At 65.4% G+C, this 14,126-nt stretch carries 10 protein-coding genes; 7 read left to right on the top strand and 3 right to left on the bottom strand.

Going from position 1 to position 14,126, the window contains the following annotated elements; all coding sequences use genetic code 11:
- Positions 1-16: 16 nt before the first annotated feature.
- Together ACTRWB_RS02410 and ACTRWB_RS02405 are read right to left on the bottom strand one after the other, a co-directional pair.
- Entirely contained in the window at positions 17-943 is a 927-nt protein-coding gene (locus tag ACTRWB_RS02410; RefSeq protein WP_446900801.1) for a LysR family transcriptional regulator, read from the bottom strand.
- Positions 944-1,030: 87 nt separating this feature from the next.
- Positions 1,031-1,945, bottom strand: a complete 915-nt coding sequence (locus ACTRWB_RS02405) for an NAD(P)/FAD-dependent oxidoreductase (RefSeq protein WP_446900800.1) — start codon at positions 1,943-1,945, stop codon at positions 1,031-1,033.
- A 140-nt stretch (positions 1,946-2,085) separates the two neighbouring features.
- Here ACTRWB_RS02405 and ACTRWB_RS02400 point away from each other — a divergent pair, with 140 nt between their 5' ends.
- The 7 genes from ACTRWB_RS02400 (at position 2,086) to ACTRWB_RS02370 (ending at position 12,981) form a co-directional block, all read left to right on the top strand.
- On the top strand, positions 2,086-2,526 hold the full coding sequence (locus ACTRWB_RS02400; protein ID WP_048248218.1) for an Rrf2 family transcriptional regulator: 441 nt from the start codon (positions 2,086-2,088) through the stop codon (positions 2,524-2,526).
- A gap of 260 nt (positions 2,527-2,786) precedes the next feature.
- Positions 2,787-3,365 carry a DUF2760 domain-containing protein gene (locus tag ACTRWB_RS02395; RefSeq protein ID WP_446900799.1) on the top strand — a complete coding sequence of 193 codons (579 nt, stop codon included), beginning with the start codon at positions 2,787-2,789 and terminating at the stop codon, positions 3,363-3,365.
- On the top strand, positions 3,362-5,203 hold the full coding sequence (locus ACTRWB_RS02390) for an Hsp70 family protein (RefSeq protein ID WP_446900798.1): 1,842 nt from the start codon (positions 3,362-3,364) through the stop codon (positions 5,201-5,203). The genes ACTRWB_RS02395 and ACTRWB_RS02390 overlap by 4 nt, the downstream gene beginning before the upstream one ends.
- Before the next feature lie 5 nt (positions 5,204-5,208).
- A complete protein-coding gene (locus ACTRWB_RS02385) occupies positions 5,209-7,965 on the top strand; it encodes an Hsp70 family protein (protein WP_446900797.1) in 2,757 nt (918 codons plus the stop codon).
- A gap of 422 nt (positions 7,966-8,387) precedes the next feature.
- Positions 8,388-8,666: a hypothetical protein gene (locus ACTRWB_RS02380; RefSeq protein WP_446900796.1), complete on the top strand. Its 279-nt coding sequence runs from the start codon at positions 8,388-8,390 to the stop codon at positions 8,664-8,666.
- A gap of 455 nt (positions 8,667-9,121) precedes the next feature.
- Entirely contained in the window at positions 9,122-12,082 is a 2,961-nt protein-coding gene (locus tag ACTRWB_RS02375) for a KAP family NTPase (protein ID WP_446900795.1), read from the top strand.
- Positions 12,083-12,165: 83 nt separating this feature from the next.
- Positions 12,166-12,981 carry a hypothetical protein gene (locus ACTRWB_RS02370; protein ID WP_446900794.1) on the top strand — a complete coding sequence of 272 codons (816 nt, stop codon included), beginning with the start codon at positions 12,166-12,168 and terminating at the stop codon, positions 12,979-12,981.
- 102 nt (positions 12,982-13,083) lie between these two features.
- Here the strand turns inward: ACTRWB_RS02370 and ctlX are convergent, their stop codons facing one another.
- Positions 13,084-14,112 (bottom strand): citrulline utilization hydrolase CtlX, encoded by a 1,029-nt coding sequence (gene ctlX / locus ACTRWB_RS02365; RefSeq protein WP_446900793.1) that lies wholly within the window; start codon positions 14,110-14,112, stop codon positions 13,084-13,086.
- Between the last annotated feature and the right edge of the window lie 14 nt (positions 14,113-14,126).

Raw genomic sequence — 14,126 nt, 5'->3', positions numbered from 1 at the left:
GGCCGTGGCGCGGCGCTCATGGCTTGCCGCGCCACGGCGGCGGGCTGAGAAACCGCGTTGCGGCTTCGAGAAAAACGCGTTGTCGCGCGGAGCGGCCGGTGCGCGACGGCAGCAGCGCCGTCACCGGCGCGGGCGGCAGGTTCCAGCCGGGCAGCAACCGCACGAGCTTGCCGTTCGCCAGCAGCGGGGCGACGTCCCACTCGGAGCGCTCGACGATCCCGAGCCCGGCCAGCGCCCAATCCGTGATGACGGTGCCGTCGTTGGAGGACAGCGCGCCGGTGACGCGGATCACCGTGGCGCGTCGCGGCTCGCCTTTCGCGTCGCCGCTTGGCGAGAAGCGCCAGCGCGGGATGTCCTCGTCGTTCTCGCGCAGGCACAGGCAGTCGTATCGGGCCAGGTCGGACGGATGATTCAGCGCCGTGATGCGACGTGCGTAAGCGGGGCTCGCGCACAGGAAGCGCTCGTTGGGCGCGAGCGGATACCCGATCCACGACGACGACTTGAGGCTGCCGACGTGGACGACCACGTCGGCCCCCGGCGCGCTGGTTAACGGGCTCTCCGACAGGTGGAGCGAGATTTCCAGCTTCGGATGCGCGCGCTGCACGTCGCGCACGATCCGGGCGACGTACTTGCGCCCGAAGCCGAGCGGAGCGACGACGCGCAGCGTGCCTTGCACGTCGCCGTGGTCGCCCGCGATGTTGACCGGCAGCGCTTCCACGCGCTCGAGAATGTCGACGGCTTCCTGGTACAGCCGTTGCCCTTCGTCGGTCAGCGCAATGCCTTTCGGTTGCCGCACGGCGAGCCGCGCGTTCAAGCGCGCTTCCATCCGCTGCAGGCGAATCGTGACCGCGGGCGGTGTGAGATCGAGCAACCGGGCAGCGGAAGCCAACGAGCGCGACGTGCCGATCGCGCGAACGAGGCGCAGGTCATCGAGGTCGAGCATTTCATGTTCCTTAATGCTGGCGTTGCCGGGCATTAAACCGCACATCACGCGATGAATCCATCGCCGCGGCTGCACGCCTCCTTGCGCTTACGCGTGCGGCCCGAAAATCAGCGACCGGTGCACCCCCACCCCCGCCGCGACCCCCGACGCCGACGCGAACGTCGCGTTGGTCATCAGGCTCGACGCGTCGCCGGCCACAAATACGCCCGTGACACTCGTCTGCTTCATCGCGTCGACCCGGACGACCGGGCCGAGCGGCCCTTCGTCGAACGCACAGCCGAGTTGTTGCGCGAGATCGCTGGCCATCACCGTGCGCGCGCCGACGAACAGCGCATCGATCGGCACGATCTGCCCGTCGGCGAGCCGCAACGCGTTGATCCGCGGCGCATCGCCGAGGATCTCGACGACCGGCGAGCGCTCGATGCGCACGCCGCGCGCGTCGAGCAACGCGGCTTCTTCTTCATTCGCGTCGACCACGCCCTGCGTGAACCACGTCGTCGGGCCCCAGTCCGGAATCAGGATCGCCTGATGCACCGATAACGGATGCGTGGCCAGCACGCCGAGCTGCCGGCCGCTCACCTCGAAGCCATGGCAATACGGACAGTGCAGCACGCTGATGCCCCAGCGTTCCGCGAGCCCCGGCAGCGCGGGCAGTTCGTCGCGGATGCCGGTCGCGAGTATCAGCCGGTCGGCGCTCGCGCGGCTGCCGTCCGACAGCGTCACGTGGAAACGGCCGTCCGCATCGCGCTCGGCCGTGCGCGCCTCGCCTTCGATCCGCTGCACGGTCGGATACGCGGCAAGCTGCGCGGCGGCTTCGGCAACGATCTGCGCGGGCGGCTTGCCGTCCTGCCCGAAAAAACCGTGCGCGTGTTCGGCAAAGCGATTGCGCGGCCGGCCGGCGTCGATCACGAGCACGCGGCGTCGCGCCCGCGCAAGCTGCATCGCGGCCGACAGCCCCGCAAAGCTGCCGCCGATCACGATCACTTCATGATGGGTATGCATGCACCAACTCCTTTCCTGAATGTGCGTGGATGACGACGTGTCCCGCTGGCGGCCAACTCATGAAACACGTGAAGTTGCATGATAGGACGATGGTATCATTCATGCAACTTCAGAAGTTTCGAGAGAGGGGAGGCCCGCCCGTGAGAACCGACAGCCGTTTGTCGCGCATGCTGCATGCGCTGATCCACATGGACCAGGCCGACGGCCCGCTGACGTCGGAGGCGATCGCGACGATGCTGTGCACGAATCCGGTCGTCGTGCGGCGCCTGCTGGGCGGCTTGCGCGACTGCGGCTACGTGCAGTCGGAGAAAGGGCATGGCGGCGGCTGGGTGCTGAGCGTCGCGCTCGACGACATCACGCTGCTCGACGTCTATCGCGCGGTGGGCGCACCGCCGCTGTTTTCCGATCTGGTGCCCGAGGACGAGCCCGAATGCCTGGTCGAACAGGCGGTCAACGCGCATCTGTCGGCCACGCTTAAGGACGCCGAAGCGTCGCTGCTGGCGCGCTTCGGCGAAGTCACGCTGGGCATGCTGTCGCGCGATTTCGAAACGAAGGCCGCGCTGCGGGGCTATACGCGCTGACGCGCCGCAGCATCGCGATCGATCGCACCTGACGTGCAATCCGGTACGATCCGCCGCGGCCGAAACCGCCGTGCGGCGATGTTCTGTCCCCCAACTTCTGCCCGGTTCGCCCGCCACAGGGCAAAATACGGGTTTTCCGCACCCGCGAGGGCGCGACCGAATCACGCGCCGGGCGGCGCCAGTGCGCATCGCGTACGCCGCCGCCCGGCGCCCAGGCAAGATCGCTCGCCGTGACGCGAGCCCACAGGAGTCCAGACCCCATGCCCGAATCCAACCTGTCCTTCTTCGGCCGGCTGTCGCTTGCCGTCGGCACGTTCTTCTCCGTGCTCGGCAACCGCGAGTTCGCGGCCGGCGTGCTGCGCGTGCGCGACGGCGCCCCGGCACCGGTCGCACCGGCACCGGTCGCGGCGCCCGTGGCACCCGCGCCCGTGAAGGCGCCGGCGCCCGAGCTGCGTGAAGCGAGCCCGCAGGCCGCGCTGCAACTGCTCGGCTTGCTGCAGCGCGATGCGCGCTTCATCGACTTCGTCGAGGAAGACATCGCCGGCTACGCGGACGCCGAGATCGGCGCGGCCGCACGCCTCGTGCATGACGGCTGCCGCGCCGCGCTGCGCGAACACTTCACGATCGTGCCGGTGCGCGATGAAGCCGAAGGCAGCCGCGTGACGCTGCCGGCCGGCTTCGACGCGACGGCCGTGCGCGTGACGGGCAACGTGGTCGGCTCGGCGCCGTTCACGGGCACCGTCAGCCATCGCGGCTGGCGTGTGGCCGACGTGCGCCTGCCGAAGCTGACGGGCAGCCACGACGCATCGGTGGTCGCACCGGCGGAGGTGGAACTGTGAGCGATCCGCGCTATTCGATCGGTATCGACCTCGGTACGACCCATTGCGCGCTGTCGTATGTCGACAGCGCCGCGAGCGACGGCGAAAAGATCACGCAGCAGGTGCTGCCGATCGCGCAGCTCACCGCGCCCGGCGCGCTGGAATCGCGCGACCTGCTGCCGTCGTTCCTCTACCTGCCGCATGAAAGCGAACTGACGCAGGGCGACCTGACGTTGCCGTGGACGGCATCGCGCGCATTTGCGGTCGGCGAGATGGCGCGCACCCGCGGCGCGGGCACGCCGATCCGCCTCGTATCGAGCGCGAAAAGCTGGCTGTGCCATGCGGGCGTCGACCGCCGCGCGGCGATCCTGCCGAGCGATGCGCCACCCGAGGTGGCGCGCGTGTCGCCGCTGGAAAGCTCAATCCGCTACCTGACGCACCTGCGCGAAGCGTGGGACCACGCGCATCCCGACGCGCCGTTCGCCGACCAGGACGTGACGGTCACGATCCCCGCGTCGTTCGACCCGGCCGCGCGCGAACTGACCGCCGAGGCCGCACGCGCCGCCGGCTATTCGCGGATGACGCTGCTCGAGGAGCCGCAGGCCGCGCTCTACAGCTGGATCCAGAAGAGCCAGGGCGGCTGGCGCAAGCAGGTGCAGGTCGGCGACCTGATCCTGTGCGTCGACGTCGGCGGTGGCACGACCGACCTGTCGCTGATCGCGGTGGTCGAGCGCGACGGCAATCTCGAACTCCATCGCGTGGCGGTCGGCGAGCACATCCTGCTCGGCGGCGACAACATGGATCTCGCGCTGGCGCACATCGTCGCGCGCAAGCTCGCGCAGCAGGGCACGCAGGCCGATCCGTGGCAATTGCGCGCACTCACGTACGCGTGCCGCGCCGCGAAGGAAACGCTGCTGTCCGACCCGTCGACCGACGCGGTGCCGCTCGTCGTGCCGAGCCGCGGTTCGAAGCTGATCGGCGGGTCGATCCGCACCGAGCTCACGCGCGCGGAACTCACGCAGACGATCCTCGAAGGCTTCTTCCCGCAGGTCGACGCGGCCGCGCGCCCGGTGAGCCGCGCGCGCGTCGGCCTGACGCAGCTCGGCCTGCCGTATGCGCAGGACGCGGGCATCACGCGCCACCTCGCGGCGTTCCTCGGCCGTCAGGTCGCGGCGCTCGACTCGCTCGAAGGCGTGCAGCGCACGCTGCCGCAGGGCGCGACGTTCCTGCATCCGACGGCCGTGCTGTTCAACGGCGGCGTGTTCAAGTCGACGCTGCTCACGCAGCGCGTGCTCGATACGCTCAATAGCTGGCTCGCCGCCGAAGGCGCGCCGCCCGCGCGCCTGCTCGAAGGCGCGGATCTCGATCTCGCGGTCGCGCGCGGCGCGGCTTACTACGGTTACGTGAAGCGCGGCCGCGGCGTGCGGATTCGCGGCGGCACGGCGCGCGCGTACTACGTCGCGATCGAATCGGCGATGCCGGCGGTGCCGGGGCTCGAACCGCCGGTGCAGGCGCTGTGCGTCGCGCCGTTCGGGATGGAGGAAGGCTCGGACGCGGCGCTGCCGCCGCAGGAGTTCGGCCTCGTCGTCGGCGAACCGGTGCAGTTCCGCTTCTTCGGTTCGTCGGTGCGCCGTCAGGACCAGGTCGGCACGCTGCTCGACTACTGGTCGGCGGAAGAGCTGCAGGAGCTCGAGGAAATCCAGGCCACGCTGCCCGCCGAAGGGCGCACGGTCGGCGAGATCGTGCCGGTGAAGCTACATGCGCGCGTGACCGAAGCCGGCACGCTCGAACTTGAAGCGATCCCGAGTGGCACGAACGAGCGCTGGAAGGTCGAGTTCGACGTGCGCGGCGCCGCCTGAGCACGATGAAGCGCTATACGGTCGGCATCGACCTCGGCACGAGCAATACGGTCGTCGCATACGTCGAGGCCGGGTCCGATGCGATCCGCGTATTCGACGTCGAGCAACTGGTCGGCCCCGGCGCGGTGGCCGCGCAGCCGCTGCTGCCGTCGGTGCGTTATCACCCGGCGGCGGGCGAACTGCCGCCGGACGCGCTGCGGTTGCCGTGGGCGGGTGGCGAGCACGCGAAAGCGAAGGCAAACGCGGTTGAAGCGCCGCCGGCCGTGATCGGCCGTTACGCGCGCACGCTCGGCGCGCAGGTGCCGGGCCGCCTCGTGTCGAGCGCGAAAAGCTGGCTGTCGCACGCGTCGGTCGACCGGCTCGCGGCGATCCTGCCGTGGGGCGCGGCCGACGGCGTCGACAAGGTGTCGCCGGTCGACGCGAGCGCGAGTTATCTCGCGCACGTGCGCGATGCATGGGACGCACGTTTTCCCGACGCGCCGCTCGCGAAGCAGGACGTGATCCTGACGGTGCCCGCGTCGTTCGACGACGGTGCGCGCGCATTGACGGTCGAAGCCGCGCGGCGTGCGAAGCTGCCCGCGCTGCGGCTGCTGGAAGAGCCGCAGGCCGCGTTCTACGACTGGCTGTACGGGCAGCGCGAGTCGTTGCGCGACACGTTCGCCGATGCGCGGCGCGTGCTGATCTGCGACGTCGGCGGCGGCACGACCGACCTCACGCTCGTCGATGTCGCGCCGGGCGACGACGGCGAGCCGACCTTCACGCGCGTCGGCGTCGGCAACCACCTGATGCTCGGCGGCGACAACATGGACCTCGCGCTCGCGCGCCTGGTCGAGACGCGGCTGACCGAGCCCGGCACGCGGCTGTCGGCCGCGAGCCTGTCGCAGCTCGTCGAACGCTGCCGCGCGGCGAAGGAGCGGCTGCTCGGCGACGACGCGCCGGCGTCCGTCACCGTCACGCTGCTCGGCGCGGGCAGCAAGCTTGTCGGCGGCGCTCGCTCGGCCGAGTTGACGCGGCAGGAAGTCGAGCAGATCGTCGTCGACGGTTTCTTTCCGCAGGTCGAGGCCGGCGAGCTGCCGCGCCGCGCGCGGGCCGCGATCGTCGAATTCGGCTTGCCTTATGCGAGCGACCCGGCCGTCACGCGGCACGTCGCCGCGTTCCTGAATCGTCATGCGGAAGGCCCGCTGCCCGACACGCTGCTGCTCAACGGCGGCGTGTTCCGCGCGGGCGCGCTTGCCGGCCGTCTCGCGCAGACGCTCGGCGCGTGGCGCGGCGCGCCGCTCGACGTGCTGCACAACGCGCATCCGGACGTGGCGGTCGCGCGCGGCGCGGTGGCCTACGGGCTCGCGCGCGCCGGGCATGCACCGCGCATCGGCGGCGGTTCCGCGCGCAGTTATTTCCTCGTGCTCGACGACGGCGCCGCCGATTCGGCCGCGCGCGGCGTCTGCCTGCTGCCGCGCGGCGCGGAAGAGGGCCGCGAGATCCGGCTCGAGGATCGTACCTTCGCGCTGCAGCTCGGGCAGCCGGTGCGTTTCCACCTCGTGTCGACGGTGGCCGAGACCGCGTACCGGCCCGGCGATCTCGTCGAACTCGACGGTGGCGATTTCGTGCGCTTGCCGCCGATCGCGACGGTCGTCGACCGGCAGGCGGGCAGCGATGCGCGCGAAACGCCGGTGAAGCTCACCGCGTCGCTGACCGAGGTCGGCACGCTCGAAATGCATTGCATCGCGACCGACGACGCGGCACGCCGCTGGCGGCTCGAATTCCAGTTGCGCGGCGACGCGCCGGCGCATGACGGCGACGCTGCGCTCGCGCGGCATCCGCGGCTCGATCAAGCCATCGAGCTGATCGAGCGCTCGTTCGGCAGCAAGGCCGCGGACGTCACGCCGAAGGACACGCGCCGGTTGCGCGCGCAGCTCGAACACGTGCTCGGCGCGCGCGAAGAGTGGGACGTCGCGCTCGCACGCGAACTGTTCGATGCGTTGCTCGCGCGTGCACGGCGACGCCGGCGCTCGGCCGATCACGAGCGTGCATGGCTGAATCTCGCCGGCTATTGCCTGCGTCCGGGTTTCGGCCATCCGCTTGACGCATGGCGCATCGAGCAGCTGTGGCCGCTGTTCGACGACGGGATTCAATACGTGAACGACGCGCAGGTGTGGTCCGAGTGGTGGACGCTGTGGCGGCGCGTGGCCGGCGGCCTCGACGACGACGCGCAGACGCAGGTGCGCGACGCGATCGCGTTTCTCGAACCGTCCGACGACAAGCGGCGCAAGCTGCCGTTCGATCCGGGCAAGGTCGGCCCGGCCGACATGACGCGCTTGTCCGCATCGCTCGAACGGCTGCCCGTCGAGCGCAAGGTCGAGCTGGCCGAGCGCCTGATCGCGCAATTGCAGAAGCCGGCCGAGCGTGCGCTGTGCGCATGGGCGCTCGGGCGCATCGGTGCGCGCCGGCCGTTCTACGGCAGCGCGCATAGTGTCGTGCCTGCGGAAGTCGCCAATGGCTGGCTCGACGCGCTGTTCGCGCTCGACTGGAAGCAGGTCGAGCCGGCCGCGTTCGCGGCTGCGCAGATGGCGCGGATGACCGGCGACCGTTCGCGCGACCTGCCGGACGAGATGCGCGACGCGGTGATCAAGCGTCTGTCGGCTGCGAATGCGTCGGCGGCCTGGATCGACATGGTGCGCGAAGCGATCGCGTTCGACGAAGCCGACACGGTGCGCGTGTTCGGCGAAACGCTGCCGGCGGGGTTGAAGCTGCTGGCTGGGTGAGCGACGCGCGTCACGCTTCGGCATTGTTTGCGTATGAGCGGGAGCGCAAGCAACTAGGTCGGCTAGTACGGTCAGCCACGCTGTCGAACAGGTAAGGCTTGCGTCCGAAGCTGCCGAGCAACGGGATGTGGCGCGGTTGCTTTCTCAAACTCCTATTGACAGCCGACAATGTCTATGGGATTGTGCCCTTAAACCCCGGTGATCTTCCCTTAGCTGTGAGTCCCCGGGGTGTCCGAGTGGCTTAAAGAGCCGGTTTGCCAAACCGGTATAGGCGAAAGTCTATCGCGGGTTCGAATCCCGCCCCCTCCGAAAGAGCCCTGCTTGCAGGGCTCTTTCCGGTTTACGGCCTTTTTTCAAGGTCAAACGACAACGCTTGGTGACAAGGCGTAATAACAGCAGGTAATTCCGAGAAGACCACTACAATGAAAACGTTGACGATCAAAAGCGGTTCGAACCAAACCGCGTCCTACAAGGCCGAGATCATGGAGGGCACACCTCCAGAGATGGGTACGCTTTATACCCTCTACGACGACGACGGCAAGAAACAGCAGCCAAGATCGGTGACAATCACCGAGGGAAAGAACATAAGCATCGTGTTTTATTCCGGCATCGAGGTTCAAGACGGTAAAGCGTATGGCTACGATTACATGGTGAAGCGTGCTCGGACGTGCGAACTGGGTGAGTTTGTTTCGTACGCGTGATCGTACGGACGGGTTGCTAATGTGCTCGACGAACCGGCTGCGGCCGGTTTTTTGTTGAGGTGCTTTAATGCCGCTAATTCTTATTAACGGCATGCGATTTAATTCCATCGAATCTCCATCGTGCGGTTTCGCCCGACCGGCAAGGCAGAAAATAAGGATTTGCCCTTATTCCGGTGATTTTTTGCGAAATGACCTCGAAAACCCGTGGCGCTTGGCTATACGGTTCACAGGAGCGATGCGCAGCCTGCCTCGAGACCGGTCTGCAGCCGACCCGGACGGACACAGCGTCTAAAGGGGCACTATGGCGCTCACGGACTTGCACGCAATACGTCCGGTGATTCACCGCAGCAGTCATACACGAGCGGAGCATTGACGTTGGCAGTTCAACGAGTACAAGTGTGCGAGGCAATCTCGCTGCGTTACGGGGGATAGTGAGAATGGCGACCAGGCCTGCGATGAAGGAATCCGACGTGATGAAGATGCCCGAGCTACCCGTGTTTGCACGGTTTCTCGCCATCGGCTTCTTGAGCGCGGAAGTTTTCCGGGTAGCCTTCTACCTCGGCGCGAACTCTATCCAGAAGCTGCCGGGCGTGCCGGACTGGGCGAAGGTGGGTGTGGTACTGGTCGCGCTATTGGTGTGCTTGGACTATTGCATCAAGCGGGGGGCGCACACCGTTGCAGCACGGATGGCCTGCAGTTTCCGCGTGGATTTGCTGGCGGTGATCGGCGTCGGCGCTTGGGCGAACGAGCTGGTCGCACCTTGGTTGATCGGATTCCATGTGCTCTTGGTGAAAGCTAATCCGCTTTGGGCACCCGCAGTCCTGCTGTTCCTCTGTATCGTGTTGGCGTCGCCGCTGGTGCGACGTTCAGGATCCAGGCGAACGCCTCCACTACCGTACTTCCTTCCAGAGGAGGAAATACGGGACGAGAATGACGACTTGCTTGCAAGCAAGGCACAGGCCGCGTCATTCGCACAGACGGTTCTCTCTAGCGGTGCGCACGCCGGGCTCGTGTTCGGGGTTGACGGACCATGGGGCGTAGGCAAGACAAGCTTCATCAATCTCGCGGCGCATCACTGGGAACAGGCGGAAGATCGGGTGATCGTCTGTCGGTTCGAACCCCTGCGCTATGCGTCAGAGCCTGACCTTGCGGACCGCTTGATCCGCGATCTGTCCGCGGCAATCCAGCGAAAGGTCTTCGCTCCGGAATTTCGGCCTGCCGTGTCACGGTACGCACGGTTGATCAGAGGCAAGGCCGATTTCTCGTTCCTTGGCTTCAAGCTGTCCCTCGAGCCATCGCAGGAGACGATCGAGGACCTGCTCGAGGACATCGACGATGTCCTCAGGCGCATTGACCGTCGAGTCATCGTCATCATCGACGATCTAGACCGACTGGATTTAAAGACTGCGAATAGCCTGTTGTTTGCGACTCGGCGGACGTTCAGCCTCTCGCAGGCAACCTATGTCCTCTGCTACGACACGGAGGTACTTGTCGGCAGCGGCGAAGAGGGCACGAGAGCGCGCGAGTTTCTCGAAAAGTTCGTGACCGTCAAGTTGAGTCTGTTCGTGGACAGTTCGAGCCTTCGGGACTTCTTGCGGCGCGACTGGCAACAGGCAGACACATTTGGCTCGATTCCTGCCGATACGATGCTCAAACTTGGCGCCGTGCTCAGCGAGCTGGCGGACATTCTCGACGGCGACCTTGCCGCAGAATACTGGACCGTTCTCGGTGACCTGCGTAAGGTCAAGCGTTTTGTCAACGCCATGCTGATGATGCAGATGGAGAAGACCAAACTGGGCCGGACAGATTTCAATAGGCGCGACCTCATCAATTTGATGCTCCTGCATCTGAACTATCCCGGGGTATTCCGGCGCATTTACGCTGAGGAGACGGAGGGGCGAAGCGGAGTCTTCTCGGTGCAGCGGCGTCCTGGAGAAAAGGGATTCGCCAACGACAAGGGGTTCCAGGCACTGCTTGATGATCTGGACAAAAGCAACCAGAAGACCGCGCGATTCCTGTTGAACCAGCTTTTCGAAGTGACGAGCCTGAATCTTGTCGACCGGAGTGAAATCGACGAGGCAGAATTCCGGTCGCGCGCATGTTTCAACGATGGCCGGTTGAGGAATCTGGAGAGTTACCTCAAGCTGATTGTGCGTTTCGCCACGCCTGTGCCACAGGACACCTATGTTTTGTACCAGAAGGCCGTCGAGCGGGTCGAATCGGGCGAGCCGGTTTCCGCGATTCTGACGTCCGCTGACTTACGGCTGGAACACGGAGATCCAGTGCATGACCAGTTCTGGAGTGTCCTTGTCAATCAGTGCCGTACCTTTCCTCGTGAAGTGGTAAACGATGCGATCGACACGCTTGTTGATTACCTACCGCACTATTCGGCGGTCGGCATGTACGATCGGTCATTGAGACAGCGGTCGATCTACTCCCTGCTGCAACTCCTGGATCGGGCGGGCTGGGTGGATTCGTCGGGACGCCGTCGGGACAACCGGTCGGAATACATCATCGAGATCGCGCAGCGGATTTTCGGCACGAAGTCGTACACAGGTAAGGGACTGTTGGAACGTCTCGCTGCTGGCGATCGCGGTGCCCTCGGCTGGAACGATCTGATGCTGTTCAGACTCCAGTGCTCTGAGGATCGCCAGGGACAGTTGTACAACCTCTATCGTGCGCTCATTGTCGATCAGGACAGCAACGCGTCGACAGATGGGGTAGTGAGCGGTCTTGCCCAGGTGGGGATGAGAAAGCTGTCTCAAGAGGTGTTCGCGCTGTTCAAGCGGACCTACATTGATCCGCAGAGAAATTTTTACGCGGACGTCGATAGCACGCAAGTGGATGTATTTTTCGGTGGGGCTAAGTCTCAGTCTGCTCCGGAGGATTCTGCGGGCGGACAATCCGCCCCAGCTATTACTTCATCTGACAAGGAACTTTCCGCCACGCGCTCTGGTGTCAAGTCTTTCGTGATTTACCAGTTGAGCAATTCACGGCCTCCGAGTCGGGAAGGTGTGGGCTGTGGGTACTATGACGAAGGTGGGGTAGGCGATCAGGGCGGTATAGCAAGGCAGATGAATAGGTACGTATTCGGGGTGTGTTTCAATCCCGACTTCCACGCAGATAATCTCTTTCATTTCGTCGACCACTGCCTGGCGCAACTGAGTAATCCGATCTTTTCGGGCGTGGACGCAGATAGGTTCGTCGCGACTAAGACCGGACTTCCAGGGGGCCTAGATCCCAAGGAAATGGGACTGTACTGGAGTCGGTTCCAAGAACTCATACGCCAGCGGGTCCGCGATAGCGAAGACCGGCATGTCATGACGTTGAACTACGGTGCTTCGTATGGAGAGGATCTGGCAGGCGTCTTCAAGGTACTTGACGAACTGGCCGCTGAAGCGGCATCGAATGGTTAAATTCATTCGGACAGATCGCGCGCGTGAGTGGAGCAAACGATACCCTGGACAGGGTACGGATACTATTGAGAGGAACACCGCGCATGACTTCATCGAAGTGGCGACACCGTCGAACAACTGGTGTGGCGGAGCTGGGCTCGAGCGAGTCAGGGCGTGTCAGTGGGATCGCTATCGCCATCCTAACGACGCTCGGCGCGGCCCTGCCGGCGGGCCTCTTGTACTGCGCGGGGCGCGCTACACGCAACGCGATGCTGATTGCCTGGGGCCTTGATCCCGAGTTGCTGCCGCTCGGTCGGTTCGAAACGATCTACGCGGGTCTCGGCGCTGGCCTAAGTGCGAGGCTCGCGGCGGTAGCCACGCTGGTCCTGCTTTCGCTGTACGTTGTGCCTGCCTACGGGCTGAACCGCCTGATAGCTGCCAAATTGCAACAGCGCCGGGAAAGTAAAGGGGTCGTTGTACGTAAGCGTGCGGCGGCGGCAAACAGCCTGCCTGAATGGCTTGAGCGCGGCGTCACGAAAATGCTGATGACCGCCGCTGCGTCAGCGCTCAGTGTGCTCGCCTTTCTCCTATTGCAAAAATATGCGGAATCGAATGGCGACGACTTTGCACGAGAGCAGCGCCAAACCATGACGTTGTGTGATCCGGCCCAGTTGCCGATGCCGAAATACAAGCCGGTCCTGATCGAGTGCTCGACCGGTAGCGCGCCCGTGCACTATTCCGGGTTCTCGATCGCGTGCGCCAGTACCGGCTGTGCGGTCTATGACCCGGTTCGCCAGGTCGCTCAGTTTGTACCCCGCGACGGCATCATTCGGTTCGAGACGACTACGGTCGATGGTGTCTGCAAACCGGCTACCGCCAACGCGGCGCAGAACCATTCAAGATCAGGAGCCACGCACTAGGCCGCTTCACCGAAGCTCACCCTTGACCGCAAAACGTTCTCAGAAAATTCCGCCGCCGCAACGTGTCGATGACATTGTGTTTTACTGCGCGCGGCAGGAAGATCATCGGGCAGAAACAATCGGTGTCGCGTTCGAGCATCGCGCTACCAGTTCGGCCGGTTCGATCGATGGCATGTCCTGTGCGTCCAGCGCCGTCGAGCGCCGCGCAAGGTGAATCCCCGCGAGCATGCAGCGCACCGATCCGCCGGCCAGTTCGATCGTCGGCACGTTGAGCGGCAGCAGCCGCGCGGAGCGTTCGATCGTCGCGCGCTGGTCGGCTGTGAGGCAATCGAACGCACGCCGCGACAGCGCGAGCACGCGCCCACCTTTGCCCGACAATTCCAGCGTATTGCCCGCGAAGTTCGCGATCTGCGATTGATCGAGCGCGATCACCGTGCGACCCGTTTCGGTCAGGCGGCGCGCGATCTCGTCGCGGCGCCGGCGGTCGGCGATCAGGTCGAGGCCGACCATCGCGAACTCGGTCGCGACGCTCATCATCACGTTCGTGTGATAGATCGGGCGCCCGTCGGCATCGGCCGTATCGAAGCAGATCGGCTCGAAATTGAAGTGCGTGCAGAAGCGTTCCAGTGCGACCGGATCGGCGCGGCGCGAACGCGCGGTGTACGCGATCCGCGCGACGTGATCGAGCACCATCGCGCCCGTGCCTTCCAGGAACACATCGTCGTATTCGAGGCCCGAATAGTCGATCACGTCCTGCACGCGATATTCGGCTTTCAACATTTCGACGACGTCCGCGCGCCGCTCGCGGCGGCGGTTCGGGCTGTGCATCGGATACAGCGCGACGTGGCCGCCCGGATGCGTCGAGAACCAGTTGTTCGGGAACACGGAGTCGGGCGTGTCGCGCTCGCCGTGGTCGTCGAACACATGCACGCGCACGCCCGCATCGGCGAGCGTCTGCGCGGCTGCCGTGACTTCGTCGCGTGCGGCGGCGGACACCGATGACGTGTCGGCTGCGCCGCCCGCGGCCGTGCGCTGGAACGCGTTGTCGGCCGCGGTCTGCGGGTTCGGCAGGAAGCGGTGCGGCCGGATCATCACGACGGCGGCCGGCGCCTGGATCGATACGAGATTCATGGAAGACAGGAGCG

The organism is Burkholderia sp. YIM B11467 (assembly GCF_052952715.1).
Note: the sequence above shows the minus strand (reverse complement) of the source record. Positions and strands in the feature narration are given on the sequence as shown.

Coding starts and splice junctions, on each gene's coding strand:
- ACTRWB_RS02410 (WP_446900801.1), bottom strand. CDS start 943: ATGCTCGACCTCGATGACCTGCGCCTCGTTCGCGCGATCGGCACGTCG.
- ACTRWB_RS02405 (WP_446900800.1), bottom strand. CDS start 1,945: ATGCATACCCATCATGAAGTGATCGTGATCGGCGGCAGCTTTGCGGGG.
- ACTRWB_RS02395 (WP_446900799.1), top strand. CDS start 2,787: ATGCCCGAATCCAACCTGTCCTTCTTCGGCCGGCTGTCGCTTGCCGTC.
- ACTRWB_RS02385 (WP_446900797.1), top strand. CDS start 5,209: ATGAAGCGCTATACGGTCGGCATCGACCTCGGCACGAGCAATACGGTC.
- ACTRWB_RS02380 (WP_446900796.1), top strand. CDS start 8,388: ATGAAAACGTTGACGATCAAAAGCGGTTCGAACCAAACCGCGTCCTAC.
- ACTRWB_RS02375 (WP_446900795.1), top strand. CDS start 9,122: ATGAAGGAATCCGACGTGATGAAGATGCCCGAGCTACCCGTGTTTGCA.
- ACTRWB_RS02370 (WP_446900794.1), top strand. CDS start 12,166: ATGACTTCATCGAAGTGGCGACACCGTCGAACAACTGGTGTGGCGGAG.
- ctlX (WP_446900793.1), bottom strand. CDS start 14,112: ATGAATCTCGTATCGATCCAGGCGCCGGCCGCCGTCGTGATGATCCGG.